This is a genomic window from uncultured Jatrophihabitans sp. (genome assembly GCF_964246335.1).
In the GTDB taxonomy this organism is placed as follows: domain Bacteria; phylum Actinomycetota; class Actinomycetes; order Mycobacteriales; family Jatrophihabitantaceae; genus Jatrophihabitans.
The window spans coordinates 1-25,812 of sequence record NZ_CAXTQF010000024.1 but is presented as its reverse complement, the minus strand read 5'-3'; the positions used below and the strand labels follow the sequence as shown (position 1 = coordinate 25,812).

Sequence of the window (25,812 nt, the reverse complement as noted above, 5' to 3'; positions counted from 1 at the left end):
CAGCATGCCCCACGAGCGGACAGCGATACCCGGGCCGGCGTAGACGTAGTCGATGTCTTCACCGAAGGCCAGCGGCGTCCGGTAGTACTGGTTGGCGCTGTTGTACCGGCTGTTGTAGCGCGCCAGCGCGACGTCGCGGGCATGCCGTCGCCGGTGCCCGCGGTGACCGGCGGCAGCTCGTCGTCGGGCAGCTCGCGGGCCCTGGTCAGCGCGCCGAACCACCGGTCGAGCTGGCGCCGCTGGCGCGGGCCGCCGAAGACGGGCAGGGCAGCGAGGTCGCGGGCCGATTTCGGGTTCGTGCGCGCAGCGTTGACGAGCGCGGCGTCGGGCAGCACGCGGCCCGGCGCGACGTCGCGCTCAACGGCGTACGCCTCGCGGGTGAGCCACCGTTCGCGCCCCCGCGCCAGCGCGTGCCGGTCGCGCACCTTGTGGATGCCAGACGTACGCCGCCACGGATCGGTGCGCGGCGGGGCTGGCGGGGCGAGGCGGACGGCCTCGAACTCCTGCATCGCCCAGTCGAGTTTGCCGGCGGCGTCGAGTTCGGCGGCGAGTTTGTCGCGCAGGTCGACGAGCAGCTCGACGTCCAGCGTGGCGTAGACCAGCCAGTCGTAGGGCAGCGGACGGGTGGACCAGTCGGCGGCCGAGTGACCCTTCTCCAGGCCCACCCCGAGATGTTGTTCGACCATCGTGCCCAGGGCGACGCGTTCCTCGCCCAACAACCGGCCGGCGAGCTCGGTGTCGAAGAGCCGGCGCGGGCGCATGCCGAGCTCGGCCAGGCAGGGCAGGTCCTGGTTGGCGGCGTGCAGGATCCACTCGGCGTCGCCGATCGCGGCGTCGATGCTCGACAGATCGGGCAGCGCGATCGGATCGATCAGCGCGCTGCCGACGCCGGCGCGGCGCAGCTGCACGAGGTAGGCGCGCTGGCTGTAGCGGTAGCCGGAGGCGCGTTCGGCGTCGAGCGCCACCGGCCCGCGCCCGTTGGTCAGCCCCTGCGCCAGACGGGCGAGGCGATCGGCGTCGACCAGCGGCTCGGGAACGCCGTCGCGCGGCTCGCGCAGCAGCTCGACCGACGGCCCCGGATTCTCGGCGCCGACCTCGTCCGCGGCCGGTTCGTCGGGTGCGCCCTCAGAGGTCGGACGCTCGTCGCCCGCGTCCCCGTCCAGCGGGGAGACGTCGGGCACGTCAGCTGCGCGGCAGTGCGGAGATGCCTTCGGGAGGCAGGCCAGCCGCGGTGCACAGCAGGTCGACGAATGCGAGCAGGTGGGCCTCGAGCTGCGGGTTGTCAGCGGTCCATGAGGCGCGCAGCTCGAGTGCGACCGTCGTGCTCGGCCCGTGGACGTCGCCGAAGCGGGTGGAGGTGGTCTGTGTGACGGTGCCGCCGGCGGCGCGGTACGCGGCGTCGCGCTCGTCCAGTGCCCCGGTCAGCCAGCTCCAGCCGACCGTGGGCAGCAACGGGTCCACACCCATCTGCTCGTCCAGGTCGGCCGAGGCGTAGCCGACCAGACGCAGGACGCCGTCCCACGCCTCGTGCCCGTCCGGGTCGTGCAGCAGCACCAGCCGGCCGGTGGCCAGTTCGTTGCCGTCCGGGTCGAGGACGTCGGCGCTGAGCGCGTAGCTGTACGGAGCCAGCCGTTGCGGCGGCCGCAGCGGCTCGAGCCGCACCTCACGGCGCACCTGCGCCGCGGAAAGGTTGTGCACGGCGAGGCGGAAGACATCCGGTGCGTCGCCGCCGGCACTCACGGATGCCGGCGGGGTCTGGGTCTGTGCCATGTTCGTCTCGCCGTTCGGTCGGGCCGGCCGGGGCACGGCCGGGACGGGCGGGGCAGCGGACAACGGGCGAACGGGGCCCGCGCCGGGATCAAGCCGCATGGGCGCCACGAGCGGTCGAGCCGGGCGTGCGAAGGCTCCGGCCGGCAATCAGATCGAACAACGGAGCGTCGACGAGCAGCGCCGTGCCGCAGTCGACACAGGCGCGGTCGGGGCAGGCATCGCCGTGACCGTCCGCACATGGCGGCGCTTCGGCGAGCGCCTCGTGCTGGCATTGGGGACAGAACAACAGCTCGAACTCCTCGGCCATGCCCGTCAGCTCCTTCCCGTACCTCTACCGGCGGCGAATATGCACCGACGGCACAGCTGAGACGGTGCCACGACTGCTCCGGATCGGCGTCAGGCGCGCCGAACACACGTGCGACGATGGGCAGTGATGTCTGCTTCGCCGCCGTCCCGCGAGACCGCCGAATCGCCGACCCCGCTGCTCGTCCGCGCGGCCACCGGCCGGCCGGGGCCCTACCCGCCGGTCTGGTTCATGCGCCAGGCCGGCCGCTCGCTGCCCGAGTACCGCGCAGTGCGTGCCGGGACGACGATGCTCGACGCCTGCCGGTCGCCCGAACTGATCACCGAGATCACCCTGCAGCCGGTGCGCCGGCACGGCGTCGACGCGGCGATCCTCTTCTCCGACATCGTGCTGCCGCTGGTGGCGACCGGCGTCGGCATCGACATCGTCGCGGGCGTCGGGCCGGTGATCGACAAGCCGATCCGGACAGCGGCCGACATCGACCGGCTGCGTGTCCTGGACGCCGGCGACGTGCCGTACGTCGCCGACGCCGTACGTGGGTTGGTGCGTGAGCTGGGCGGCACACCGCTCATCGGCTTCGCCGGTGCACCGTTCACGCTCGCCAGCTACCTCGTCGAGGGCGGCCCGTCGAGGGATCACGCCCTGACCAAGGCGTTCATGCACGCCGAACCGCAGCTGTGGCACCGCCTGGCCGGCCGGCTCGCCGAGATCGCGCGCGCCTACCTGACGGTGCAGATCGACGCCGGCGTGCAGACCGTGCAGCTGTTCGACTCGTGGGCGGGCGCGTTGTCGCTCGCCGACTACACCGAGTTCGCGTTGCCGCACAGCCGCGCGGTGCTCGAGCCACTGGCGGGTCGCGTGCCGCGCATCCATTTCGGCGTCAACACCGGCGAATTGCTTCCGGCGATGCGGGCGGCCGGCGCGGACGTCGTCGGCGTCGACTGGCGGGTGCCGCTGGACGAGGCCGCCCGCCGGCTGGGGCCGGGTGCCGTGGTGCAGGGCAACCTCGACCCGGCACTGCTGGGCGCGGGCTGGCCGGTGATCGACGCCGCCGTGCGGCGCATCGTCGAGCAGGGCCGCGGCGCATCCGGGCACATCTTCAACCTCGGGCACGGCGTGCCGCCGGACACGGACCCGCAGGTGCTGACCCGCATCGTCGAACTCGTGCACGCGCTCGAGCCGTGACGTCGGCGCACCAGACGCCGCCACGCGTGGTCGTGGTGGGCGGCGGCATCGCCGGCCTCGCCGCCGCCTGGTACGCCGCCGGGCAGGGGGCGTCCGTCGTGGTCCTCGAGGCAGCTGCGCAGGTGGGCGGCAAGTTGCGCACCGCCGAGGTCGGCGGCGTCGAGGTGGACGTCGGCGCGGAGGCGATGCTCGCGACCCGGCCGGAGGGTGTCGAGCTGCTGACCGACCTCGGTCTCGCCGAGCAGCGGATCGCGCCGATGACGACGAGCGCGTCGCTGCGCGCGGCCGGCACGAACCATCCGCTGCCGGCACGCACGCTCATGGGCATCCCGACGGACGCCGACGCCACCCGGGCGGCCGGGGTGCTGTCCGCCGACGCGCTGGCCGCCATCGACGCCGAACCCGCGCTGGCACCGCTCGCGCCGCTGACCGAGGACGTCTCGGTGGGTTCGCTGGTCCGCTCGCGATTGACGGGGGAGATCGCCGACCGGCTCGTCGATCCGTTGCTCGGCGGCGTCTACGCCGGCCGTGCGGACGAGCTGTCGGTGCAGGCGACGCTGCCCGCGCTCGCGGCCCGGCTCGCGGACGGCGGCTCGCTGATCAACACCGCCCGCACGATGGTCGGCGCCGGCACCCGCGCGCCCGGCGCCGGGCCGGTATTCACCAGCCTGCGCGGCGGGCTCGGCCGGTTGCCGGAGCGGCTGGCCGCCACCGGGCGGTTCACGGTGCGCACCGGTGTCTCCGTCCGGGCGATCGAGCGCACCGCCGACGGGTACGTGCTGACCTGCGGCGCCGTGCCCGAGCCCGAGCGGGTGACGGCGGACGCGGTGATCGTTGCGGCGCCGGCGGCAAAAGCTTCTCGGCTGCTGCGCGACGTCAGCCCGACCGCAGCCGCAGAACTCGGCGACATCGACAGCGCCGGCGTCGCGATCGTCACGTTCGCGTTCGGCCCTGGGCTGGACCTGCCGCCCGGCAGCGGTCTGTTGGTCGGTAGCGGTGAACGGTTGGCGACCAAGGCGGTGACGATCACCTCGCAGAAGTGGCCGCTGGGGGAGGCTCCCGTGTTGGTCCGGGCATCCGTCGGCCGGCACGGCGAGCCCGAGGCGCTGCGTTTCGACGACGCAGACCTCACGAACCTGGTGCACCGAGAGCTGCGGCCGTTGCTCGGTGTTGCGGCGCGGCCGCTCGACACTCTCGTGACGCGCTGGGGCGGCGCGCTGCCGCAGTACGGCGTAGGGCACGTCGCGCGGGTGGCGCGCATCCGGGCCGCCGTCGCGGCCGTACCCGGGCTGGCGGTGTGCGGCGCGGCGTACGACGGTGTCGGCATCCCTGCGTGCATTGCGTCCGGTCGCGCGGCCGCCGACCGGGTGGCCGCGCTGTCGACCGGGCGAGGACACTGAACGACATGGTCGACGGCAAGGCAGCACGCGAGCTCAACGACGTCATCCGCTACACCGCGTGGTCGGTGTTCAAGGTCCACACGTCGCTGGGTGAGGGCGACCGCGGCAAGCTCGCCACCGAGGTCGACGAGCTGTTCGCGCAGCTCGCGGCCGAGCACGACGTCACCGTTCGCGGCGTGTACGACGTCGCCGGTCTGCGCGCCGACGCGGAGCTGATGGTGTGGTGGCACGCGCCGAGCGCGGATGCGTTGCAGCACGCCTACGCGCAGTTGCGCCGCACCCGGCTCGGGACGCATCTGGAGCCGGTGTGGTCGAACATGGCCCTGCACCGGCCGGCCGAGTTCAACAAGAGCCACGTCCCGGCGTTCCTCGCAGACGAGCACGCGCGGGACTGGGTGAGCGTCTACCCGTTCGTGCGTTCCTACGAGTGGTACCTGCTGCCGGACGAGGACCGGCGCGCGCTGCTCGCCGAGCACGGCAAGATGGCCCGCGGCTACCCGGACGTTCGCGCCAACACCGTCGCGTCGTTCTCGCTCGGCGACTACGAGTGGATCCTCGCCTTCGAGGCGGACGAGCTCGACCGCATCGTCGATCTCATGCGGCACCTGCGTGCGTCCGGCGCCCGCCGGCACGTCCGCGAGGAGGTGCCGTTCTACACCGGGCGGCGCCGGGCATTGGCCGACCTGGTCGACGCGCTGCCGTAGTCCGATCAGGACTGCTGGGCGGCCAGCGCCTCGAAGTTCTCGTACAGGCCGGCCATGCCGTGCCGTTCGCGCTCCCGCAATGCGGCAGGCGCTACCCGCGACCAGATGCCCGCGGCCCACAGCCAGTCGAGCACGAGCGCGGTGTCGAGCAGACCGTTCTTGGTCAGCGTGCCGAGCGTCTCACCGAACATCAGCACGGTCGAGACGTTGCGGTCCGTGGCGTTCGCGGTGTCGGGGTTGAAGTCGTCGGACAGCAGCGCGATGGTGGCCTGCTCCAGCCCCATCGCGGTGCCCCACTGGGCGATCTGGATCAGTAACGCTGCGTCCTGCTTGTCGGCCATCGCGGTGCCCTCCCGGGTCGTCGGTGGCGGGACGCTATCGCATCAGCCGGCGGCCGGCTCCTCATCGAAGGTGAGGGAGATCGAGTTGATGCAGTACCGCTGGTCGGTCGGGGTGTCGTAGCCCTCGCCGGCGAAGACGTGGCCCAGGTGGCTGTGGCAGTTGGCGCACAACACCTCGGTGCGTGCCATGCCCCAGCTGCGGTCGGTGCGCTCGATGACGTTGTCGCCCGCGAGTGGGGTGAAGAAGCTCGGCCACCCGCAGTGCGAGTCGAACTTGTGCTCGCTACGGAACAGCTCCGTGCCGCACGCGCGGCAGCGGTACACGCCGAAGCGGTGATTGTCGGTGTACTCGCCGGTGAACGCCCGCTCGGTGCCGGCCTTGCGCAGCACGTCGTACTCCTGCGGGCTCAGTTCCTGGCGCCACTGCTCGTCGGTCTTGGTGACGGTGGCGGGCGGCAGATCCTTCGTGCGACTCATGTGCGGCTCTCCCTACTGGTGGTTCATCCATCTCAACACGGGCCGGCGGCCGGCTGTTCCGCCGCCGGCGCGAGGCGTCACCAGGCGCGGAAGATGTCGATGGCACCGAACACGATCGTCAGCGCGACGCCGATCAGGATGAGCCAGACCACGGCCTTGGCGGCCGCGCGCCGCGGCGCGGACATCCGGCTGAGCCCGGATCCGAACGCCGCCATGTTCTGCAGCTCGCCGTCGACGGTGTTCGGGTTGGCAGTGCGCCCCCACGCGCCGTCGACATAGGGCGCGCGACGCGGCTCGAACTCGCCGTCGTCCCGATCGAGCGTCCACACACGGTCAGCCTAGCCATCTCGTCCCGAGCCGTGGGACGATCTTGGGGATGGCGAGAGGACGGAGCGGCTCATGGCGAACAGATCAGCCGGCGCAGCCCCCGGGCGGCGCGTCCGACTGCGCGAGCGATTGTTTCCGGGCAAGGACCGGCGGCGCGCCAGCTGGTACGACGGCAGCGAGAAGCCCGACATGACCCCGCCGAGCCGGTATGCGCGAGGCGAGCACCCCACCCCTCCGCCACCACCGGCGGTCCCCGGGTGAGCTAGCCGGCAGCCGGCGCCGGTTGTTGTTCGACGTTCGGGTGCAGCGCCGACTCGTCGCCGTTCTCGGCGAGCGCGGCCAGCACGGGGGAGTGCGCGAGCAGGAACACGCCGTACCCGACGGCCATGGCGCCGAGCGTCGCGGGGATCAGCCAGAATCCGCTGCGCGTCGTCTCGTCGAACACGAGCACGCCCCACAGGATCGAGACGAGCGGATCCATCAGCGTGAACCCCGGCTGCGCGGCGAGCAGCGGGCCGACGTGCAGCGCCCACTGCACGAGGACGAGCCCGAGCACGCCGAAGCCGATCGCGACGTACGTCTGCCAGGTCGTGACCACGCCGAGCAGGCCGTCCTTGTCGCCGCGCGAGATCGTCTCCTTGATCATGGTCGCGGTAAGGCCGAAGCTGGTGCCGGCGGCGGCGCCGAGGCAGCCCGTACGCCAAACGACATTCTTGTGCTGGCCGGCGATGATCAGGACGACGATCGTCGCCGCGGTGCCGCCGCCCGCGGCCAGATAGTCGAAGTTGGACACGTTGGTCTCGTCGCCGGCGCGCGGCGCGAGGATGGCGACCAACACGATCATCCCCGCGGTCATCACCAGGATGCCGTTCCACTCCGGGCGGCCGAGCCGGCTGCCGAAGACCCGCGACGCGGCCAGCAGCGTCAACGGGACCTCGAGCGTGATGATCGGTTCGACGGCGGACAGCTGGCCGAAGCCGAGCGCCACCGCCTGCAGCACGAAGGACGCGACGAGACCGCCGAAGCCGATCAGCCAGGTGCGGCTCTGCACGAGATCGAGCAGCAACCGCGGCCCGAACGGCCGGTCCTGGGGCTCCTCGAGGCCGGCCTTGCGCTGCATGACATTGGCCAGCGCGTTGCCGCCCGCGGCCAGCGCAGCGAGCACGTAGCTGAGCAGGTTCTGCAGGGTCACCGGCTGCGCGCCTGCCGGACGAGCGTGCGGCCGAAGTCCCACGTCAGGCTGTTGCCGTTGTGCGCATCGTCGAGCACGTCGGTGAACGCGGCGACGAACCGGTCGACCTCGGCCTCGCCGATGATCAGCGGCGGGATGAGCTTGATGACCTCGATGTGGTCGCCGGACACCTGGGTGAGGATGCGGTGCCGGTGGAAGAGCGCGTGCACCACGGTCTGCGCGAACATGCCCTTGCGGGCCAGCTGCAGCGCGGTCCACTTCGCCCGCAGCCGGGGCGAGTCCGGTCGGCGGAACTCGATGCCGATCATCAGCCCGCGGCCGCGGATGTCGCCGAGCAGCTCGTACCGGCCGAGCAACTCGCGCAGCCGCGAAATCAGCAGCTCGCCCATGGCCCGTGCGTTGTCGGCAACCGCGTCCCGCTCGAGCACGTGCAGGGTCGCGAGGCCGGCGGCCATCGCCTGCGCGTTGGAGCCGAACGTCGAATCGTGCACCAGCACGCGATCCATCGACGAGTACACCTTGCCGAAGATCGCATCGGTGCCGAGCGTGGCCCCGACCGGCACGTACCCACCGGACAACGCCTTGGCGACGGCGACGAGGTCCGGGCGCACGTCGGGCTCGTGCTGATAGGCGAAGAAGTCGCCGGTGCGCGCCATGCCGCACTGCACCTCGTCGGCGATCAGCAACGCGCCGTGCTCGTGCAGCAGCTGCTGCGCACGAGCCAGGTAGCCGGGAGGCGCGACGGCCACCCCCTTGCCCTGGATCGGCTCGACCAGCAGGCCGGCCACGTTGCCGCGGCGCAGCTCGCGCTCGAGTGCGTCGAGGTCGCCCAGCGGTACGGCGGTGTCCGGCAACAGCGGGCCGAAACCCTTGCGGAACGAGTCGGCCCCGTTGACCGACAACGAACCGGTCGTGAGTCCGTGGAACGCATTGCTGCAGTACAGGATGCGCTTGCGCTTGGTGGCGTAGCGCGCGAACTTCAGCGCCGATTCGACGGCCTCGGTGCCGCTGTTGCCGAAGTAGACGCGGTCGAGGTGCGGCGCGTGGGCCAGCAGTTTCTCGGCCAGCGGGCCGGCCAGCGGCGGCGCGTCGAACTGGGTGAGGTCGGCCAAGCCGGCGTCGAGCACGTCGTGCAACGCCTGCCGGATCTCGGGGTGATGGCGCCCCAGCGCGAACACGCCGAACCCGGCGAGCATGTCGAGGTAGTCCGCGCCCTGCTCGTCGAAGAGGTAGGCGCCTTCGGCCCGGGTATAGATCTTGTCGAACCCGATCGCATGCAACATGCGCGGCAGCTGGGGGTTGAGCAGTTGCCGATGCAGCTCGTAGCGCTCCGGCCCGCGGGCGCGGAGCACCTCGTCGAGGTCGAACCGGTCGCCCATCGCAGCCTCGCTGGTACGTCGTCCGAACCGGGGTTCGGGTCGGATGTCGTCAAAACTAGTGGACCCACGCCACACAGCAGCTGCGCCGTCGCGGCGCGGCGCGCGTGTACTGGTCTGATATACCCGACCACGGAGGTTCGTTAGTTTGGCTAACTTGTTTGCTGTGCACTCGGGGGACGGCTCGGGCGGGTCGCGCGACAGCGCGTCGTCCGGCGACCGCGCGACGCTCGACCAGGTCGCGGTCGGCGCACTCGGCCAGATGCACGCCGAGAACTTCCCGGTGGCGCTGCGGGTGCTGCCCCGGCGCGCCCGCAGGCAGCTCGTCCGCGTCTACGCGTTCGCGCGGTTCGTCGACGACGTGGGCGACGAGGCCGAGGGCGACCGGGCCGCGCTGCTGGGCATCGTGCGTACCGAGCTGGACGCGCAGCATCGCGGCGAGACGTCCGGTCTCGAGCCCGTGCGCGACCTTGCGCCGGTGTTCGACGCAGGAGTGCCGCTGCAGCCGTTCGCCGACCTCGTCGAGGCCAACGTCGTGGACCAGCGCGTCCACCGCTATGCGACCTTCGACGATCTCCTGGGCTACTGCGCACTGTCCGCCGCACCGGTCGGGCGGATCGTGCTGCATCTTGCCGGGTCCGCCACGCCGCGCAACGTCGCGGACTCGGACGCCGTGTGCGCCGCGCTGCAGGTGCTCGAGCACTGCCAGGACGTCCGCGAGGACGCGCGGGCCGGCCGGGTCTACCTGTCGGCCGACCAGTTGCAGGCCGCCGGGCTGGCGCGCGACCTTCTGCCGGATGCGCTCACCGGCACCCGAACGCCCGGTCCGGTTCGTCTCGTGGTGGCCGACCACGTCGAGCGTGCGCGGGCGATGCTGCGCGACGGCGCCCCGCTGGTGGGCCGGCTGCGCGGGTGGGCGCGCTTCGCGGTCGCCGGCTTCGTCGCCGGCGGCTCAGCTACCGCCGACGCGCTCACGGCGGCACACTACGACGTGCTCGGCCGCGATCTCGGGCCCGGCAAGGTCGCCACCGCCGCGCACACCGCCCGGCTGCTGACGAGGCGGCCGTGACCGCGCCGCCCGCCATCGATGTCGCAGCGGCGTACGCCGAGTGCGAGCGCATCACCCGCGAGCAGGCGCGGAACTTCTCCTGGGGGATCCGGCTGCTGCCGGCACCGAAGCGCACGGCGTTGTCGGCGGTGTACGCCCTGGCGCGACGCGTCGACGACATCGGCGACGGCCCACTCGACGCCGCACGCAAGACCGAGCTGTTGGCGCAGGCGCGCGCTGCGGCGCTCGCCCCGGACGAACACCCGGACGACCCGGTGCTGGTAGCGCTCGCCGATGCTGCTCGGCGCCTGCCCATCCCGCTGGCCGCCTTCGGCGATCTCGTCGACGGCTGCGAGATGGACGTCACCGGTCGCACTTACGACACGCTCGACGACTTGGTCACCTACTGCCGGTGCGTCGCCGGGTCGATCGGCAGGCTCTCGCTCGGCGTGTTCGCCCCGGACCTCGAGCGCACCGCAGGCGCCCAGGGCTTCGCCGAGTACGCAGCCATCGCCGACGACCTCGGCGTCGCCCTGCAGCTGACCAACATCCTGCGCGACATCCGCGAGGACCTCGGCATCGGCCGCGTTTACCTGCCCAAGCAGGATCTCGCGCTGTTCGGCTGCGAGATCCGCACGTTGCCGAACGGTGAGCTCGACCCGCAGGGCGGGGCGCTCGCCGAGTTGATCCGCTTCGAGGCGGCTCGGGCGTGGGGCTACTACGACCGCGGGCTGAAGCTCCTCGACGTCCTGGACCGGCGCAGCGGTGCGTGCTGCGCGGCGATGGCCGGCATCTATCACGAGTTGCTGCAGCGCATCGCGGCCGACCCGGCGCAGGTCATGCGCGGCCGGCTGTCGCTGCCGACCGGTGACAAGCTACGCGTGGCGGCCAGGGCCTTGGCAGGTCGTCGATGAGTGAGCGGACCGTCGTCGTCGGCGGGGGACTGGCCGGCATCGCCGCCGCGTTGCGGCTCGCCGAAGCCGGCCGCGAGGTCACGCTGCTCGAGGGCCGGCCGCGGCTCGGCGGCGCAGCGTTCTCCTTCCGCCGCGGCGAGCTGACGATCGACAACGGCCAGCACGTCTTCCTGCGCTGCTGCGCTGCCTACCGCTGGCTGCTTGAGCGCATCAGTGGCACGAGCAGCACGCTGCTGCAGCCACACCTGGACATCCCGGTGCTGGCGGCGGACGGGCGGGTGGCGCACCTGCGTCGGACGCCGCACGTGCCGGCGCCGGCGCACCTGACCGCGGCGCTCGCCACGTACGGCGTGCTCGGCGCCGCCGACCGGCTGCGCGCCACCCGCGCAGCGCTGGCCCTGCGCATGCTCGACCCCGCCGACCCGGCGCTCGATCAACACAGCCTCGGCGCGTTCCTGCGCCGCAACGGCCAGTCGGAGGCGTTGATCGAGCGGCTGTGGGGCATCGTCGCCACCGCCACGCTCAACCTCGCACCGGACGACGCCTCGCTCGCGCTCGCCGCGAAGGTGTTCCGCACCGGCCTGCTCGACCACGCCGGGGCGGCCGACGTCGGCTACGCCACCGTGCCGCTCGGCGAATTGCACGGCACCCGCGCCCGCGCAGCGTTGGAACGGCACGGCGTCGAGGTATTGGTCAACCACCGGGTTGAGCAACTCTCTGCGGGAAACGTGTTGCGGGTGCGCAGCAGGCGCGGGGTGCAGCAGCTGGCGAGTGACGGCGTCGTGCTCGCCGTGCCGCCGCGGGTGCTGTTCGACCTCGCGCCCGCGCTGCGCGGCACCGCGGCGGGTCGCGCGGAGCAACTGGGCACCGCGCCCATCGTCAACGTGCACGTCGTCTACAACCGCGCCGTCACCGATCTGCCGTTCGCTGCTGCCGTCGACTCACCGGTGCAGTGGGTGTTCGACCGCACCGCGTCCTCCGGAGTGGCACGGACCATCCCCGGCGCGCAGTACCTCGCCGTCACGGTGTCCGCCGCCGACGCGATCGTCGACGTCGCGAGCAAAGAGCTCACCGCGCAGTTCACCCAGGCACTGGCCCGGCTGTTGCCGGCGGCCCGGCGCGCCACGGTCCTGGACGCATTCGTCACTCGCGAGCGGCACGCGACCTTCCGTCAGCAGGTCGGCAGCGCCGCGCTCCGACCCACGCCGGACCCAGGTCTGGACGGGGTGCGGCTGGCCGGGGCATGGACGGCGACGGGCTGGCCCGACACGATGGAGGGCGCGGTGCGCAGCGGAGTGGCGGCGGCGCAGTCGCTGCTCGGGCAACACGCGCCGGCTCACCTGGGGTTCGCAGCATGACGACCATGGACGTTTCCGAGATCATCGGCCGGGCACGCACACTCGTGCTCCCGGCGATGCGCGGTGCCGTCGAGGCGATCGAGGACCCGCGGATGCGGTTGATCGCCGGCTACCAGCTCGGCTGGTGGGACGCCGAGCAGCACCCGGTCGAGGCCGGCGGCGGCAAGGCCGTCCGCCCGGCATTGGCGGTCTTGTCGGCGCAGGCGGCCGGCGACGAGCCGGCCGGCGTCGCGGCCGGCGTCGCCGTCGAACTCGTGCACAACTTCTCGCTGCTGCACGACGACATCATGGATCGCGACGTCGAACGCCGGCACCGGCCGACCGGTTGGGTCGTCTTCGGTGACGGCCAGGCGATTCTCGCCGGCAACGCCATGCTGACGGCGGCCATCGAGACCGTCCTGCGCGACGGCCGGCACACCGAGGTCGTGCTGCCGTCGTTGATGCACACCGTCCAGCGGCTGATCAGCGGCCAGTCCGAGGATCTCGCGCTGGAACGGCGCGCTGACGCGGCGCTCGACGAGGTGCTGCACATGGAGGGCGGCAAGACGGCGGCGCTGATCTCGTGTGCGGCGTCGATCGGTGCGCTGGCCGCGGGTGCACCGAGCGAGATGGTCGACGGCCTCGCCGAGTACGGCCGGCTCGTGGGGCTCGCCTTCCAGCTCGTCGACGACGTGCTCGGGATCGTCGGCGACCCTGCCGTGACCGGCAAGTCGGCGTCGTCCGATCTGCGGGCAGGCAAGCGCAGCGTCCCGGTCGTGGCCGCCCTCGCCGACGGCGGCGACGCCTCACGCGAACTCGCCGCGCTGCTCGCCGACGGGCCGCCGGAGACCGACGAGCAGGTTGCCCGCGGCGCCCGGCTCATCCGCGACGCCGGCGGTATCGCGTGGACGAGCGCCGAGGCCGAGAAACTGGTCGGCCAGGCAGGTGACGCGCTGGCCGGGGCCGGCCTGCCGCGACACGCCGGGGACGGATTTGCGGCAATGGCGGCATATCTCGTACGCCGGGCCAGTTAGCGTTGATAAGTGCGTACTGAGAGGACAACGTGACGACAGCGAGCGAGACGGCCCTGGACGATGCCGTCGGCGAGTCGATCGAGAGCGCGCAGGAGCACCTGCGGGCTCGTCAGGCGCCCGCCGGCTGGTGGAAGGGCCAGCTGCGTACGAACGTCACGATGGACGCCGAGGACCTGCTCCTGCGGCGATTCCTGGGCATCCTGCGCGCCGATGAGGTCGAGCAGACGGCGCGGTGGATCCGCTCCCAGCAGCGCGCCGACGGCACCTGGGCCACGTTCACCGGCGGTCCCGGCGACGTGTCGGTGACAACCGAGGCCTACGCGGCGTTGCGGTTGGCCGGCGACGACACCGACGCCCCGCACATGGTCGCGGCGCGCCGATTCGTCCTCGCCGAGGGCGGCCTCGAGGCCACCCGCGTGTTCACCCGGATCTGGCTCGCGCTGTTCGGCGAATGGTCCTGGGACGACCTGCCGTCCATGGCTCCGGAATTCGTGCTGCTGCCCAAGTGGATGCCGCTCAACGTCTACGACTGGGCCTGCTGGGCGCGGCAGTCGGTCGTCCCCATCACCGTCGTCGCCACCCTGCGCCCGGTGCGCCCGTTGCCCTTCACCCTGGACGAGCTGCGTACCGGGGCTCGCCCGAAGTCGAAGTCGGGCCTCATCCCCGCCGCGTTCAACCTGCTCGACCGCGCCTTCAAGATGTATGACGCGCTGCCGGTCAATCCCGGCCGCGAGCACGCGTTCCGTCGCGCCGCCGAATGGATCCTCGCCCGACAGGAGGCCGACGGTGGCTGGGGCGGCATTCAGCCGCCGTGGGTGTACTCGATCCTCGCCCTGCACCTGCTCGGCTACCCGCTGGACCACCCCGCGGTCAAAGCGGCGATCGACGGGCTGGAGGGTTTTCTCGTCCGCGAGAACACGCCGGACGGCCCGGTCCGCTGGCTCGAGGCGTGCCAGTCCCCGGTGTGGGACACCTGCCTGGCCGCCACCGCGCTGCTCGACACCGGTATGCGCGACGACGACCCGATGCTCGACAAGGCCATCGACTGGCTGCTGGCCGAGGAGATCACCGTCCACGGCGACTGGTCCCACGCGCGGCCTGGCCTCGAGCCCGGCGGCTGGGCGTTCGAGTTCGCCAACGACGGCTACCCGGACACCGACGACACCGCCGAGGTCGTGCTCGCGCTGCATCGCGTCCAGGAGGACCGTCCCGAGGTCAAGGCGGCGGTCGACCGCGGCATTGCCTGGCTGGTCGGCATGCAGTCCAAGGACGGCGGCTGGGGAGCGTTCGACGCCGACAACACCCGCCGGCTGGTGGAGAAGATCCCGTTCAGCGACTTCGGCGCGGTCATCGACCCGCCGTCCGCCGACGTCACCGCCCATGTCGTGGAGATGCTCGCGCAGTGCGGCCTGGCCGAGCACGAGTCGACCCGCCGCGGTGTCGAGTGGCTCCTGCGCGCGCAGGAGCCGGACGGTTCCTGGTTCGGCCGGTGGGGCGCCAACTATGTCTACGGCGTCGGCGCGGTGCTGCCCGCGTTGATCGCGGCCGGCGTGCCGGTCGACAGCGCGCCGGTCACCCGTGCCGTCGAGTGGCTCACGGCGCATCAGAACGACGACGGCGGCTGGGGTGAGGACCTGCGGTCCTACGTCGACGACAGTTGGCGAGGCCGTGGCGAATCCACACCGTCGCAGACGGCGTGGGCGCTGTTGGCGCTGCTGGCCGTCGACCCGTTCACGTCCGCGGTCGAACGCGGCATCGCCTGGCTGGTGGACGACCAGCGGGCCGACGGTGGCTGGGACGAGGATCTCTACACCGCGACCGGCTTCCCCGGCGACTTCTACCTCAGCTACGAGATGTACCGGATCGTGTTCCCGGTCAGCGCGCTGGGCCGGTACTTCGCGGCCGTTACGGGTGACGTATGAGCGGCCCACCGCTGGTCATTGCCGCGCTGCGCAGCGAATACACCGCGCTCGCCGGGCAGGTGTCGGGCGCGGAGCTCGTCCGCTGCGGCATGGGCGCAGCCCGGGCCATCCGCTGGGGCGAGCAACTCGGGCAGCGAGACCCGTCCGCGGTCGTGATCGCCGGCGTCGCCGGAGGACTCGACCCCGCCATCCGCTCCGGCGACATCGTGGTCGCCGACGAGGTCCGCGACGCCCACGGCCGCACGTTGCTGCGCGGTGCGGCGCCGCTGGTGGCCGCGCTGCGCGCCCAGGGCTTCCGGGTGCACAGCGGCCCGGTCCACTGCAGTGAGCACATCGTCGACGACCGCGCCGAACGTGAACGGCTCGCTGCCACCGGGGCGCTCGCGGTCGACCTCGAATCCGCGGCACTGGTGCGCGCGGCGGACGGCCGGCCGACCGCTGTGGTCCGGGTGATCGTCGACCCCGCGTACGGCCGGCTCGCCAGCCTGCGCACGGTGCCGGCCGGCGCGTGGGCGCTGGGTGTGCTGCACAACCTGGGGCCGGCGCTCGTGCAGTGGGCCGAGCTGGTCCGTCCGCGCAAGGTCGTGCTCGCCGGTCCGCGCTCGTTCTGCGCCGGCGTCGACCGCGCGATCGACATCGTCGAGACGGCCTTGCAGCGCTTTCCGCGGCCGATCTACGTTCGGCGCCAGATCGTGCACAACGCGCACGTCGTGCGCGATCTCGAGGCGCAGGGGGCGGTGTTCGTCGACGAGCTCGACGAGGTGCCCGACGGCACCACGCTCGTGTTCTCCGCGCACGGTGTCTCGCCCGCGGTCCGCACCGAGGCGGCCCGACGCGATCTCACCGTCATCGACGCCACCTGCCCGTTGGTGGCCAAGGTGCACGTCGAGGCCCGCCGCTTCGCCAGCCGCGGCGACGCCGTCGTCCTTATCGGTCACGAGGGTCACGACGAGACCGAGGGCACGATGGGCGAGGCGCCCGAACGCATCCACCTGGTGCAGAACGCCGCCGACGCCGAAGCGCTCGAGCTGCGCGACGGTGACCGCGTCGCCTACGTCATGCAGACGACGTTGGCCGCCGACGACGCCGCTGACACGATCGACGTCCTGCGCCGGCGTTTCCCGGGCATCGAGTCGTCTGCCTCCGACGACATCTGCTACGCCACCACGAACCGGCAGCACGCCGTTCAGGCGATCGCCGCGGAATCCGACGTCGTCGTCGTCCTGGGGTCGACGAACTCGTCGAACTCCCAGCGCCTCGTCGAGGTCGCCGAGCGGTCAGGCGCACGCGCCCATCTGGTCGACGACGCCACCGGGCTGCGGCCCGAGTGGCTCGCCGGGGCGAGCACCATTGGACTCACCGCGGGAGCGTCCGCGCCGCCGCACCTCGTGGACGAGGTCGTCGGCACGTTGCGCGCCATCGGCGGTGTCGAGGTCGTCGAGCGAACAGTTGCCGACGAGAAAATCATGTTCACCCTCCCGAAGGAGGTCGCAGGATAATGGCAGTTCCCATCCGTCAGGCCGCGCGAATCGGCTGGTACGCCTTCAGTCAGCGCTACATCAAGCGGCGCGACAAGTTCCCGCTCGTCGTGGAGTTGGAGCCGCTGTTCGCCTGCAACCTCGCGTGCGCGGGCTGCGGCAAGATCCAGCACCCGCACGAGATCCTGCGCCAACGCATGCCGGTCGAGCAGGCCATTGCTGCGGTCGAGGAGGCCGGCGCGCCGGTGGTCTCGATCGCCGGCGGCGAGCCGTTCATGCACCCGCAGATCGACGTCATGATCAATGAGTTGATCAAGCGCAAGATCTACGTGGTGCTGTGCACCAACGCCGAGCTGATCCGCAAGCGGTTCGACCGCTTCGACCTCAAGCCGTCGCAGTTCCTGTCCTTCGCGATCCACATCGACGGCCTGCGCGAGCGGCACGACGAGTCGGTGTCCAAGGAGGGCGTGTTCGACGAGGCCATCGAGGCGATCAAGTTCCTGAAGGCCAAGGGTTTCCGGGTCACCACCAACTCGACGTTCTTCAGCAACGACACGCCGCAGAACATCATCGACGTGTTGAACTTCCTCAACGACGACATCAAGGTCGACTCGATGATGCTGTCGCCGGCGTACGCCTACGAGAAGGCGCCGGACCAGGACCACTTCCTGGGTGTCACCGAGACCCGCGAGCTGTTCAAGAAAGCGTTCGCGGGCGACAACCGCAAGCGGTGGCGGCTCAACCACAGCCCACTGTTCCTCGACTTCCTCGAGGGCAAGGTCGACTACCAGTGCACGGCCTGGGGCATCCCGTCCTACTCGCTGCTCGGTTGGCAGCGGCCGTGCTACCTGATGGCCGACGGGTACGTGAAGACGTACAAGGAGCTCGTCGAGACCACTGACTGGTCCAAGTACGGGCGCGGACGCGATGAGCGTTGCAACAACTGCATGGCGCACTGCGGCTACGAGCCGACCGCGGTGCTCGCCACGATGGGATCGCTGAAGGAGGGCCTGCGCGCGATGCGCGAGCAGGGCTGAGCGTTCGCGCGTCTGCGATCTAGACGCGCCGGCCGGGTCATGACCCGGCCGGCGCAGCAGGACCCGTTCAGCAGTGCGACGCCGAGTGGCCACCTGAACGGGGCAAACTACGCGTATGACCCGCTGCGCCGTCGTTGCTGCCACGTTCGCCGCGCTGATGCTGGGGGCGGTGGCCCCGGCCCCGGCACACGCCGGCCGGTCGGCGCCGAGTAGAGCCGGAGGAAACGCCTGCCCGCCGTCGGCCCGCGCGCTCGCGTACAGCGACGCGCTGGACAAGTACACGAGCAACGGGGCGACGCTCGGCGGGCTGTCGTCGATCGCCTACGACAGCCGCGCGCATGCCTACGTCTCGGCGGTCGACAACAACGGCACCGACCCCGCGCGGTTGTGGTTCTACCGCGACCTCGGCTCGCCGCACGTCGTCGGGGCGCCCCTGGTGCTGCGCCGCCCCGACGGCACGCCCTACAACGGCGAGGACTCGGACAACGAAGGCCTGGGCGTGCTGCCGGACGGCGACTACATCGTCAGCTCCGAGACCGAACCGTCGATCCGCATCTACGGCCGCAACGGCGTACAGCAGTCGTCACTGCCGGTGCCGGCGCGATTCGCCGTCACGGGAAGCACGCCCGCCGGCGAGGCAACGTCGAACGCGACGCTCGAGGGCCTGACCGTCGCGCCCGGCGGTCGAGAGGTCATCGCGTCGATGGAGGGCGCGCTCTCCGGCGACACGTCCGCGGCAGGCGACGACACGTACCACCGCATGCTCGTCTACCGCGCCGGTCGCCACGGCACGTGGCAGCTGATCACGCAGCTCGGCTACCGCACCGATCCGGGCCACCGCATTCCCGAGGTGGCGGCGTACTCGGCGGACTCGATGTTCGTCGAGGAGGCGTCCTATGCGGCGGCGACCGGCAACGAGGTGAAGTTGTTCGTCGTGCACGGCATCGGCGCCGCTCGCGACGTGTCCGCGGTGCCGAATCTTTCGGCCGCGCCGGCCCGCGACATCGTGCACAAGACGCTGGTCGCGGATCTCGTGCAGTGCCCGACGCTCGGTGCCCCGGCGAAGGAGACGCAGGCCAACCCGCTGCTGGACAACTTCGAGGGCATGGCGGTGACCGGCAGCTTCGGCCCGCGCAGCTACGGCGTCACGCTGATCAGCGACGACAATTTCAGCCCGACGCAGACGACCAGGCTGCTCGATCTCGAGGTCCGCGTCCCGCGCCGGTGACCGGCCCGATCACGCGGTCGGCGACCAGCCGAGGGCGGGCCCGAGGTGCATCGCCATGTCGTTGAGAATCTGCACGTAGTCGTCGTGGGCGAAGCTGAACGGCAAGGCGAACGCCACCTCGTCGACCTCGCGGAATGCCGCGTGCGCGTGCAGCCGCTCAGCGATCTGTTCGGACGTGCCGACGATGTCCGGCGCGAACATCATCCGCGCGGGGCCCTGCGGCTCGGCGGTCCGCGCAAGCCGTGACTGCGCATACTGCTCGTACTTCGCCCGCTGGTCCGCAGAGGCGCCGTCCGTCGGGATCACGACCAGACCTTGCGACACCCGCGCCTGCTCGCCGGCCGGGTGGTGGGCGCGGAACGTGCGGACGTGCGAGAGCTGCACCTGCTCGAAGTCGGTCGACTCCTCGGCCTTGACGACGCTGCTGGTCAGGAAATTCATCTCGTGCTCGCCGGCCCACTGCGCCGAGCGCAGGCTCGCGCCGCCGTACCAGGTGCGCGCGGCCAGGCCGGGGGAGTGCGGCTCGACGCGATCGCTGAAGACCTCGATGCCCTCGGTGCCGGCGAACGTCGTCGCCGGCTCGCCGCGCAGGAAGCCGAGCAGTCGTTCGACGCGCCGGTAGGTGAAGTCCTCGACGTCGGCGGTGTCGGGGTAGACGGCGTCGCGCACGCGATCCCAATGCATCGGCGGCCCGACGCTGATGCCCGGGTTGAGCCGGCCGCCCAGCAGCACGTCGACGGTGGCGAGGTCCTCGGCCAACCGCAGCGGGTTCTCCCAGCCGAGCGGCGTCACCGCGGTGCCCAGCTCGATGCGCGACGTGCGTTGCGACGCCGCGGCCAGCACCGCCACCGGCGACGAGATGCCGTACTGCAGGTGCCGGTGCCGCAGCCACGCGCTGTCGAAACCCAGCCGCTCACCGAGCTCGATCACCTGCAGCGTCGACTCGTGCCCGGCGCCCGGATCGGCCGGGTCGAAAAGGCCGATGGTGAGGAAGCCGAGCTTGCGCAGGGGCCGCGATGCATCAGGCACCGCGTCAGCCTATGGTCGCCCGCATGGCCGGCGACGCGCGCACCGTGACGATCCGCGACGACTCGATAAGGCTCGGCCAGTTCCTCAAGCTCGCCGACCTGGTCGACGCCGGCGGCGATGCCAAGGCGTTGCTCGCGCAGGGCGACATAACGGTGAACGGCGAAGCCGAGACGCGTCGCGGCCGGCAGTTGGTGCGTGGCGACGTCGTAGCCGTCGGGTCCATCGCGGTGCGGGTGGGCTGAGCCGAACCGCTACGCCGGGGTGCGCGCGTCGAGGTCGGCCAGGAAGGTCTTCGCCAGCTCGGCCGGGCGCAGCTCGCGGGGATCGCGACCACTCAAGATCCAGTAGAACGTCGGCCCGACGAGTGACGCCGTGGCCTGCGCCAGTGACACGGGCAGCGGCCGCTCGGCGGCCACGCGCCCGAGCACGACGCGCGCGCTGTCACCGAGGATGTCCTTGCTCGCGATGAGCTCGGCGACCGCGGCGTCCTGCTGCGCCGCCGCCACCAGCGCCCGGTATGCGGCCCCGGCGTCCGACGTGGTGAGGAAACGCGTGAGAGCGAGGAGGTACTCGGTGACCTGCCGGAGCGCATCGCCCCAGGCCGGGACCGACAGCTCGTGTCCGGCGTCGTACATGCTTGCCTCGAACAGGATCTCCGCCTTGGTCGACCACCACCGGTAGACGGTCTGCCGGCCCACGCCGGCCCGTTCAGCGATGCCCTTCATCGTCATCGCCGCGTAGCCGACCTCGACCAGCAGGTCGTCGACGGCATGCAGCACAGCCGCGCGCGCCTGCTCACTACGCGGGCGGCCGCCCTTGTTCCCCACATCGCCCATGCGGCCACTGTACCTGTTCCAAGACACAATGACTCGTAACTGTGCTATGTTTCAAGACATGATGACTCGTAAGGGTTGTCACCGTGTCTCGAAAGGAGTTCGCCATGCAGGTCTTCGTCACAGGGGCGACCGGCTGGATCGGGTCCGCCACGGTGGACGAGTTGCTGGCCCACGGCCATGCCGTCACCGGACTGGCCCGCTCGCAGGAGTCGGCCGCGGCGCTCGCCGACAAGGGCGCCACCGCGCTGCGCGGTGACCTCGACGACCTGGACTCGTTGCGCCGGGGTGCGCGCGATGCCGAGGCCGTCGTGCACCTCGCGAACAAGCACGATTGGGGCAATCCGGCCGAATCCGATCGCGCCGAGCGTGCCGCTGTCGAGACGATGCTCGACGAACTGGCCGGCACCGACCGCGCCTTTCTCGTCGCCAACGGCCTCACCGGCATCGTCTCGGGTCGGCCCGTGGTCGAGACCGACGCCTCGCCCGAGGTGGGTCCGACCGCAGATCGCGGCGGCAGCGAGAACCTGACCCTGGACGCCGTCGCGCGCGGAGTACGCGGCATCGGCCTGCGGTTCGCGCCCTCGGTCCACGGCGCCGGCGACTGGGGTTTCCTTGCCTTCCTCGCCGCCGCCGCCCGCGAGCGAGGCGTGTCCGGCTACGTGGGCGACGGCTCGACCGAGTGGTCCGCGGTGCACCGCACCGACGCCGCCCGACTGATCCGGCTGGGCGTGGAACAGGCACCGGCCGGGGTACGCCTGCACGCCGTGGCCGAACAGGCAATCACCACGCGCGCGATCGCCGAGGCACTCGGCACGGCGCTCGGGTTGCCGGTGGCCTCGGTCGACCCGGCTGCCGCCGACAACCACTTCGGCATCGTCGGCGACTTCTTCGCCCAGACGCTGACGGCCTCCAGCGAGCGCACCCAGCAGCTCCTCGACTGGGCCCCGACCGGCCCGGGCCTCGTCGAGGACATCCTGGCCGGGTCCTACGGCTCGGTGGCCTCGTGACCGAACTGCAGGAGCGCCTCCCGTCGCCGGACGCCGGCCAGCAACGGGCGGGTGCGGTGCTCGCCTGCATGTGCGCGTGCACGCTGCTGGTGATGGGGTTGGTGGCCGCGATCAACATCGCGGTGCCCATGCTCTCGGCCAGCACGCTGCACCCCGGGGCCTCGCAACTGCTGTGGATCGTCGACGCGTACGTGATCGTGTTCGCCTGTCTGGTCATCCCCGGTGGCGCGGCCGGCGACCGCTTCGGCCGCAAGGGTGCGCTGCTGACGGGCCTGCTGACCTTCACGGTCGGCGCCGGGCTGAGCGCCGTCGCACCGGATGTGGGCGTCCTGCTCGCGGGACGGGTCGTCACCGGCATCGGAGCCGCGCTGGTGTTGCCCAACTGCGTCGGTGTGCTCGTGCACGCCAGTGCGCCCGAACGTCGCAAGCGAAACCTGGCGGTGTGGGGCGCGGTCTCCGGCATGGGTGGCGTGGTGGGCAACACCATCGGTGGTGCGTTGTTGACCAGCGGCTCCTGGCGGGTGCTGTTCGCCGCCGTGGTGCCGCTCGCGCTGAGCTGCGTGGTGTGGGTCGGTGTGTCCGTCGCGCGCAGTACTCGGCACGAGCGCAGCCTCGACCCGCTCGGCACCGGGCTGCTCGTGGCCGCGTCGGTTGCCCTGCTCGCCGGCATCATCGAGGGCCCGGAACGCGGTTGGGGCAGTGCGCTCGTGGTCACCGCGTTCGCGTTGGGCGTCGCGCTGTCCGTCACCTGGGTCGTCGCCGAACTCCGCACGCGGCACCCGTTGCTCGACCCGCAGCTGTTCCGCATCCCGGCGGTCGCGAGCGCGAGCCTAGGGATGCTCGTGACGTTCTTCGGCAGCTTCGGGCTGTTCTACCTCAACGCCTCGCTGCTGCAGTACGGCCGCGGCTACTCGGTGCTGCTCAGCGGCGTGGCGATCCTGCCGCTGGCCACGCCCATTCTCGTCGGTGCGCGACTCGTGCCGTCGTTGGTGGCACGCATCGGCATCCCGGTGACGTTGACGATCGCGTTCGCGGCGATCGGCGTCGGGCTGTTCGGCCTGGCCTGGACGGCACGCGACTCCTACGTGGAATACGCCTGCTGGCTGCTCGTCGTCGGTGTCGGCTTCGTGCTGGCCCTGCCGACGCTGACCGCCGAGCTGACCGGCGCCATGCCCGCTGCGCAGGCCGGGGTCGCGGGTGGCCTGCAGGCGGCGACGCGCGAGATGGGCAGCGCGCTCGGCATCGCCGTGGTGGGGACGGTTCTGGCGGCGATCTTCGTCCGGCACCTGCCCGCCGTGCTGGCCGCGCACTTGCCGGCGCTGCGTACCGCGGGGCAGGCGCTGGCCGTCGCGCCGGGCCGGCACGCCGCGATCGTCGGCGCGTTCACCGACGGCGCGGTCACGGCACTGCGTGTGGCCGGCGTGGTCACGCTCGTCGCCGGCGCACTCGTGGTGGTCGGTGCGCTGCGCGGGCGCCGCGCGGCCTAACCGGCACCGGCAGTCGGTCAGAGGCCCGCGAGGTCCGGGCGTTTTGGCTCGAGACCGTCGCCGCTCGAGCGGCCACGCAGGTGCCGGCTGACCCACGGCAGGAAGTGCTCGCGCGCCCACACGATGTCGTCGTGCCGGGTCGCTGCGGCGACAGCGTCGTTCGGCCACGGCTCGAACGGGTCGGCGGTCGGCAGGCCCAACGTCTGTGCAACCAGCCGGGTGACGCGTTCGTGCCCGTCGCCGGACAGATGCAGGCGGTCCGGGCTGAACGCGCGGCGGTCGCGCAGGGGAGTGAGACCCCACAGGTCGACCACGTCCGCGCCGTGCCGCGCGGCCAGCACGCGCAGGTGCTCGTTGTAGACGGCGATCTTGCCGCGGACCAGCCGCAGCACCGGCGTGGCGCCGACGTCGAAGCCGGTGAACACGAGCACCCGCGCCCCGGTGGCGAGCAGCCCGACCAGCGCTTGTTCGTACCGCGCGGCGACCTCGTCCGGGTCGCTGCCGACGCGCAGAATGTCGTTGCCGCCGGCCGAAAACGCGACGAGGTCCGGCGCCGCGGCGATGGCGAGGTGCAGTTGGTCCTCGACGATCTGCTCCAGCAGCCGTCCGCGGACCGCGAGGTTCGCGTAGGTGAAGCCGGGTGCGTCGTGGGCGAGGCGCTCGGCGAGCCGGTCGGCCCAGCCGCGCATCGTGCCGTCCGGGCGGACGTCCATCAGCCCCTCGGTGAAGCTGTCACCGAGTGCGACGAACGACGTGATGCCGAGTTCGTTAGTCACGCTAACTATCCTGCCTCCGACGGCGGTGGCTACGCGACCGTAGGGGATTGCTGCACACGACCAGCCCTGCGTTACGGCATATGCCCCGATTGTGCGCAGAGCCACCGAAGAACCGCTCGAGCGGCGCGATCGGGGCGGCCGCGCGACAATGATCGCGTGAGCTCCCTGCACAGGCACCGTCGACCGGCCCAACAGCGCCGATCGGCGCCGCAGCGGCGCGGTCTGCTGCTCGGTGGGGCGGTGCTCGGTGTCCTCGTGCTGCTGGGCGGTACCGCGGCGGCGCTCGGCGCCAACGGCCACGGGCCGTTCGCGAGTATGGCCGGCAGCACCAGCTCGGCCTCGTCCGCGCCGAGCACGCCCGCGCCGGCGTCGAGCCCGTCCGCGGCGAAGTCGTCGAGTGCGCCGAAGCCGTCGGCCTCGACCCAGCATGCCGTGCTGTCCGCGGCTCAGCAGGCCACGGCCCGCAAGCAGATCGCCGCGGTCGCCGCGAAGCAACCGTCCGGAGCGGTGTCCGTCGCCGTCACCGACCTGGCGAGCGGCCGGCGGTTTTCCACCGGCGCGACCCACGGCATGCGCACCGCGAGCGTGTACAAACTCTTCGTCCTCGAAACGTTGCTACGCCGCGCACACGGTCCGCTGTCCGGCTCGCAAGCCAGCCTGGCGACGCGGATGATCGAGAACAGCGACAACGTCGCGGGGTACGCGCTGTACGAGGACGCGGGATGCAGTGGCCTGCACAGCATGGCCAGCCGGCTGCACATGAAGCACACCGAGATCCCCTGCAACGACCCGACGTTCACCACAACCAGCGCGAGCGACTTCCAGGCCGTGCTGACCGCGCTGGTCAAGCCCGGCACGCTGACAGCGTCGGCGCGCTCCTACGCCAAGCACCTGATGGCCAACGTCGAGCCGGACCAGCGGTGGGGCGTCGGCGCCGCGGCGAGCAAGGGCGCCACGTTCTACAACAAGAACGGCTGGTTGAGCATCGACAACAGCAACCCGGCGGGTGAGCGCGACGACGGGCTGTGGGCGGTGACGAGTGTCGGCATCGTGCCGGTGGCCGGACGCACGCTGCTCATGGCCGTCTTCACCCAGCACCAGCCGTCCATGGGAGCCGGGGTCAAGCTGATCGAGCGGTTGGCCAAGATCACGGCTGCCGCAGCGGTCGGGTGAGCGCAGCACCTGCTCGCCCCCGCGCGGTGGGCTAGCGTTCGAGCATGGCGACGCCGTCCGAGGAGGTACAGGTCGGCCCGTACGCCGTGCGGATCAGCAACCCGCAGCGGGTGTACTTCTCGGCGCGCGGTGAGACCAAGCTCGACCTCGTCAACTACTACCTGTCGGTGTCCGACGGCATCGTGCGCGCCCTGCGCGAGCGCCCGTGCATGCTGCACCGCTACCCCGAGGGCACCGACGGCGAGAAGATCTACCAGAAGCGGCTGCCCAAGGGCGCGCCCGAATGGGTCGAGACCGTCGAGGTGCGTTTCCCGTCCGGTCGCACCGCGGACGAACTGTGCGTGACGCACCCGGCGATGGTGGCGTGGGCCGTGCAGATGTCGACGGTGGAGTTCCACCCGTGGCACTCGCGGCGCGCGGACACCGAGCA

The 25,812-nt window shown here is 71.6% G+C and carries 25 protein-coding genes and 2 pseudogenes; 16 read left to right on the top strand and 11 right to left on the bottom strand.

The annotated features are described in order from the left end of the window. Positions 1-269: 269 nt before the first annotated feature. From ACFFCN_RS09115 to ACFFCN_RS09105, 3 genes and pseudogenes are all read right to left on the bottom strand, one after another. A pseudogene (locus tag ACFFCN_RS09115) lies at positions 270-965 on the bottom strand (HRDC domain-containing protein); the annotation flags it as partial. A gap of 217 nt (positions 966-1,182) precedes the next feature. Continuing rightward, the gene (locus ACFFCN_RS09110) at positions 1,183-1,770 is read right to left on the bottom strand and encodes a DUF3000 domain-containing protein (RefSeq protein WP_375490880.1); all 588 of its coding nucleotides are present in this window, start codon (positions 1,768-1,770) and stop codon (positions 1,183-1,185) included. Between the two features lie 88 nt (positions 1,771-1,858). After that, the gene (locus ACFFCN_RS09105; RefSeq protein ID WP_375490878.1) at positions 1,859-2,077 is read right to left on the bottom strand and encodes a hypothetical protein; all 219 of its coding nucleotides are present in this window, start codon (positions 2,075-2,077) and stop codon (positions 1,859-1,861) included. 126 nt (positions 2,078-2,203) lie between these two features. Between ACFFCN_RS09105 and hemE the strand changes: the two genes are divergently transcribed. Genes hemE through hemQ form a run of 3 tightly spaced genes read left to right on the top strand, consistent with a single transcriptional unit; the run spans position 2,204 to position 5,363 of the window. Further along, positions 2,204-3,259: a uroporphyrinogen decarboxylase gene (gene hemE, locus ACFFCN_RS09100; RefSeq protein WP_375490876.1), complete on the top strand. Its 1,056-nt coding sequence runs from the start codon at positions 2,204-2,206 to the stop codon at positions 3,257-3,259. After that, positions 3,256-4,659 carry a protoporphyrinogen oxidase gene (gene hemG, locus ACFFCN_RS09095; RefSeq protein ID WP_375490874.1) on the top strand — a complete coding sequence of 468 codons (1,404 nt, stop codon included), beginning with the start codon at positions 3,256-3,258 and terminating at the stop codon, positions 4,657-4,659. The genes hemE and hemG overlap by 4 nt, the downstream gene beginning before the upstream one ends. A gap of 5 nt (positions 4,660-4,664) precedes the next feature. Beyond that, positions 4,665-5,363, top strand: coding sequence for a hydrogen peroxide-dependent heme synthase (gene hemQ / locus ACFFCN_RS09090; RefSeq protein WP_375490872.1), 699 nt, complete (start codon positions 4,665-4,667; stop codon positions 5,361-5,363). A 5-nt stretch (positions 5,364-5,368) separates the two neighbouring features. Here the strand turns inward: hemQ and ACFFCN_RS09085 are convergent, their stop codons facing one another. The 5 genes from ACFFCN_RS09085 to ACFFCN_RS09065 all read right to left on the bottom strand — a co-directional run bounded on the left by ACFFCN_RS09085 (position 5,369) and on the right by ACFFCN_RS09065 (position 9,079). Beyond that, positions 5,369-5,704, bottom strand: coding sequence for a hypothetical protein (locus tag ACFFCN_RS09085; RefSeq protein ID WP_375490870.1), 336 nt, complete (start codon positions 5,702-5,704; stop codon positions 5,369-5,371). A gap of 42 nt (positions 5,705-5,746) precedes the next feature. Continuing rightward, positions 5,747-6,181, bottom strand: coding sequence for a peptide-methionine (R)-S-oxide reductase MsrB (gene msrB, locus ACFFCN_RS09080; protein WP_375490868.1), 435 nt, complete (start codon positions 6,179-6,181; stop codon positions 5,747-5,749). Between the two features lie 77 nt (positions 6,182-6,258). Then, positions 6,259-6,510, bottom strand: coding sequence for a hypothetical protein (locus ACFFCN_RS09075; RefSeq protein ID WP_375490866.1), 252 nt, complete (start codon positions 6,508-6,510; stop codon positions 6,259-6,261). 260 nt (positions 6,511-6,770) lie between these two features. Then, on the bottom strand, positions 6,771-7,700 hold the full coding sequence (locus ACFFCN_RS09070; protein WP_375490864.1) for a DMT family transporter: 930 nt from the start codon (positions 7,698-7,700) through the stop codon (positions 6,771-6,773). After that, positions 7,697-9,079 carry an aspartate aminotransferase family protein gene (locus tag ACFFCN_RS09065; RefSeq protein ID WP_375490862.1) on the bottom strand — a complete coding sequence of 461 codons (1,383 nt, stop codon included), beginning with the start codon at positions 9,077-9,079 and terminating at the stop codon, positions 7,697-7,699. The genes ACFFCN_RS09070 and ACFFCN_RS09065 overlap by 4 nt, the downstream gene beginning before the upstream one ends. A 163-nt stretch (positions 9,080-9,242) precedes the next feature. Here ACFFCN_RS09065 and ACFFCN_RS09060 point away from each other — a divergent pair, with 163 nt between their 5' ends. From ACFFCN_RS09060 to ACFFCN_RS09025, 8 genes are all read left to right on the top strand, one after another. Further along, positions 9,243-10,145, top strand: coding sequence for a squalene/phytoene synthase family protein (locus ACFFCN_RS09060; protein WP_375490860.1), 903 nt, complete (start codon positions 9,243-9,245; stop codon positions 10,143-10,145). Continuing rightward, positions 10,142-11,038, top strand: a complete 897-nt coding sequence (locus ACFFCN_RS09055) for a phytoene/squalene synthase family protein (protein WP_375490858.1) — start codon at positions 10,142-10,144, stop codon at positions 11,036-11,038. Before ACFFCN_RS09060 ends, ACFFCN_RS09055 begins: the two co-directional genes overlap by 4 nt. Beyond that, complete coding sequence (hpnE, locus tag ACFFCN_RS09050) at positions 11,035-12,396, top strand: hydroxysqualene dehydroxylase HpnE (protein WP_375490856.1); 1,362 nt, start codon at positions 11,035-11,037, stop codon at positions 12,394-12,396. The genes ACFFCN_RS09055 and hpnE overlap by 4 nt, the downstream gene beginning before the upstream one ends. 5 nt (positions 12,397-12,401) lie before the next feature. After that, the gene (locus tag ACFFCN_RS09045) at positions 12,402-13,409 is read left to right on the top strand and encodes a polyprenyl synthetase family protein (RefSeq protein ID WP_375490854.1); all 1,008 of its coding nucleotides are present in this window, start codon (positions 12,402-12,404) and stop codon (positions 13,407-13,409) included. A 29-nt stretch (positions 13,410-13,438) separates the two neighbouring features. Continuing rightward, positions 13,439-15,331, top strand: a complete 1,893-nt coding sequence (shc, locus tag ACFFCN_RS09040; RefSeq protein WP_375490852.1) for a squalene--hopene cyclase — start codon at positions 13,439-13,441, stop codon at positions 15,329-15,331. Further along, positions 15,328-16,830, top strand: a complete 1,503-nt coding sequence (gene ispH / locus ACFFCN_RS09035; protein WP_375490850.1) for a 4-hydroxy-3-methylbut-2-enyl diphosphate reductase — start codon at positions 15,328-15,330, stop codon at positions 16,828-16,830. The genes shc and ispH overlap by 4 nt, the downstream gene beginning before the upstream one ends. Next, positions 16,830-17,846 (top strand): adenosyl-hopene transferase HpnH, encoded by a 1,017-nt coding sequence (gene hpnH, locus ACFFCN_RS09030; protein WP_375490848.1) that lies wholly within the window; start codon positions 16,830-16,832, stop codon positions 17,844-17,846. Before ispH ends, hpnH begins: the two co-directional genes overlap by 1 nt. A gap of 115 nt (positions 17,847-17,961) precedes the next feature. Next, positions 17,962-19,074, top strand: coding sequence for an esterase-like activity of phytase family protein (locus ACFFCN_RS09025; protein ID WP_375490846.1), 1,113 nt, complete (start codon positions 17,962-17,964; stop codon positions 19,072-19,074). 9 nt (positions 19,075-19,083) lie between these two features. On the opposite strand, the gene ACFFCN_RS09020 is transcribed toward ACFFCN_RS09025, so the two are convergent. Next, a complete protein-coding gene (locus tag ACFFCN_RS09020) occupies positions 19,084-20,103 on the bottom strand; it encodes an LLM class flavin-dependent oxidoreductase (protein WP_375490844.1) in 1,020 nt (339 codons plus the stop codon). 23 nt (positions 20,104-20,126) lie between these two features. On the opposite strand from ACFFCN_RS09020, the gene ACFFCN_RS09015 reads away from it, so the two are divergent. After that, positions 20,127-20,345, top strand: a complete 219-nt coding sequence (locus ACFFCN_RS09015) for an RNA-binding S4 domain-containing protein (protein WP_375490842.1) — start codon at positions 20,127-20,129, stop codon at positions 20,343-20,345. Positions 20,346-20,354: 9 nt separating this feature from the next. On the opposite strand, the gene ACFFCN_RS09010 is transcribed toward ACFFCN_RS09015, so the two are convergent. Next, positions 20,355-20,939, bottom strand: coding sequence for a TetR/AcrR family transcriptional regulator (locus ACFFCN_RS09010; protein WP_375490840.1), 585 nt, complete (start codon positions 20,937-20,939; stop codon positions 20,355-20,357). Positions 20,940-21,043: 104 nt separating this feature from the next. On the opposite strand from ACFFCN_RS09010, the gene ACFFCN_RS09005 reads away from it, so the two are divergent. Both ACFFCN_RS09005 and ACFFCN_RS09000 read left to right on the top strand, forming a co-directional pair. Next, entirely contained in the window at positions 21,044-21,946 is a 903-nt protein-coding gene (locus ACFFCN_RS09005; protein WP_375490838.1) for an SDR family oxidoreductase, read from the top strand. After that, positions 21,943-23,433, top strand: a complete 1,491-nt coding sequence (locus tag ACFFCN_RS09000) for an MFS transporter (protein WP_375490836.1) — start codon at positions 21,943-21,945, stop codon at positions 23,431-23,433. The genes ACFFCN_RS09005 and ACFFCN_RS09000 overlap by 4 nt, the downstream gene beginning before the upstream one ends. A 17-nt stretch (positions 23,434-23,450) precedes the next feature. Here the strand turns inward: ACFFCN_RS09000 and ACFFCN_RS08995 are convergent, their stop codons facing one another. Next, positions 23,451-24,209, bottom strand: a complete 759-nt coding sequence (locus ACFFCN_RS08995) for an SGNH/GDSL hydrolase family protein (protein WP_375490834.1) — start codon at positions 24,207-24,209, stop codon at positions 23,451-23,453. A gap of 156 nt (positions 24,210-24,365) precedes the next feature. Between ACFFCN_RS08995 and ACFFCN_RS08990 the strand changes: the two genes are divergently transcribed. Together ACFFCN_RS08990 and ACFFCN_RS08985 are read left to right on the top strand one after the other, a co-directional pair. Beyond that, positions 24,366-25,382: a serine hydrolase gene (locus ACFFCN_RS08990; protein ID WP_375490832.1), complete on the top strand. Its 1,017-nt coding sequence runs from the start codon at positions 24,366-24,368 to the stop codon at positions 25,380-25,382. Between the two features lie 44 nt (positions 25,383-25,426). Continuing rightward, positions 25,427-25,812, top strand: a pseudogene (locus ACFFCN_RS08985) (ATP-dependent DNA ligase); the annotation flags it as partial.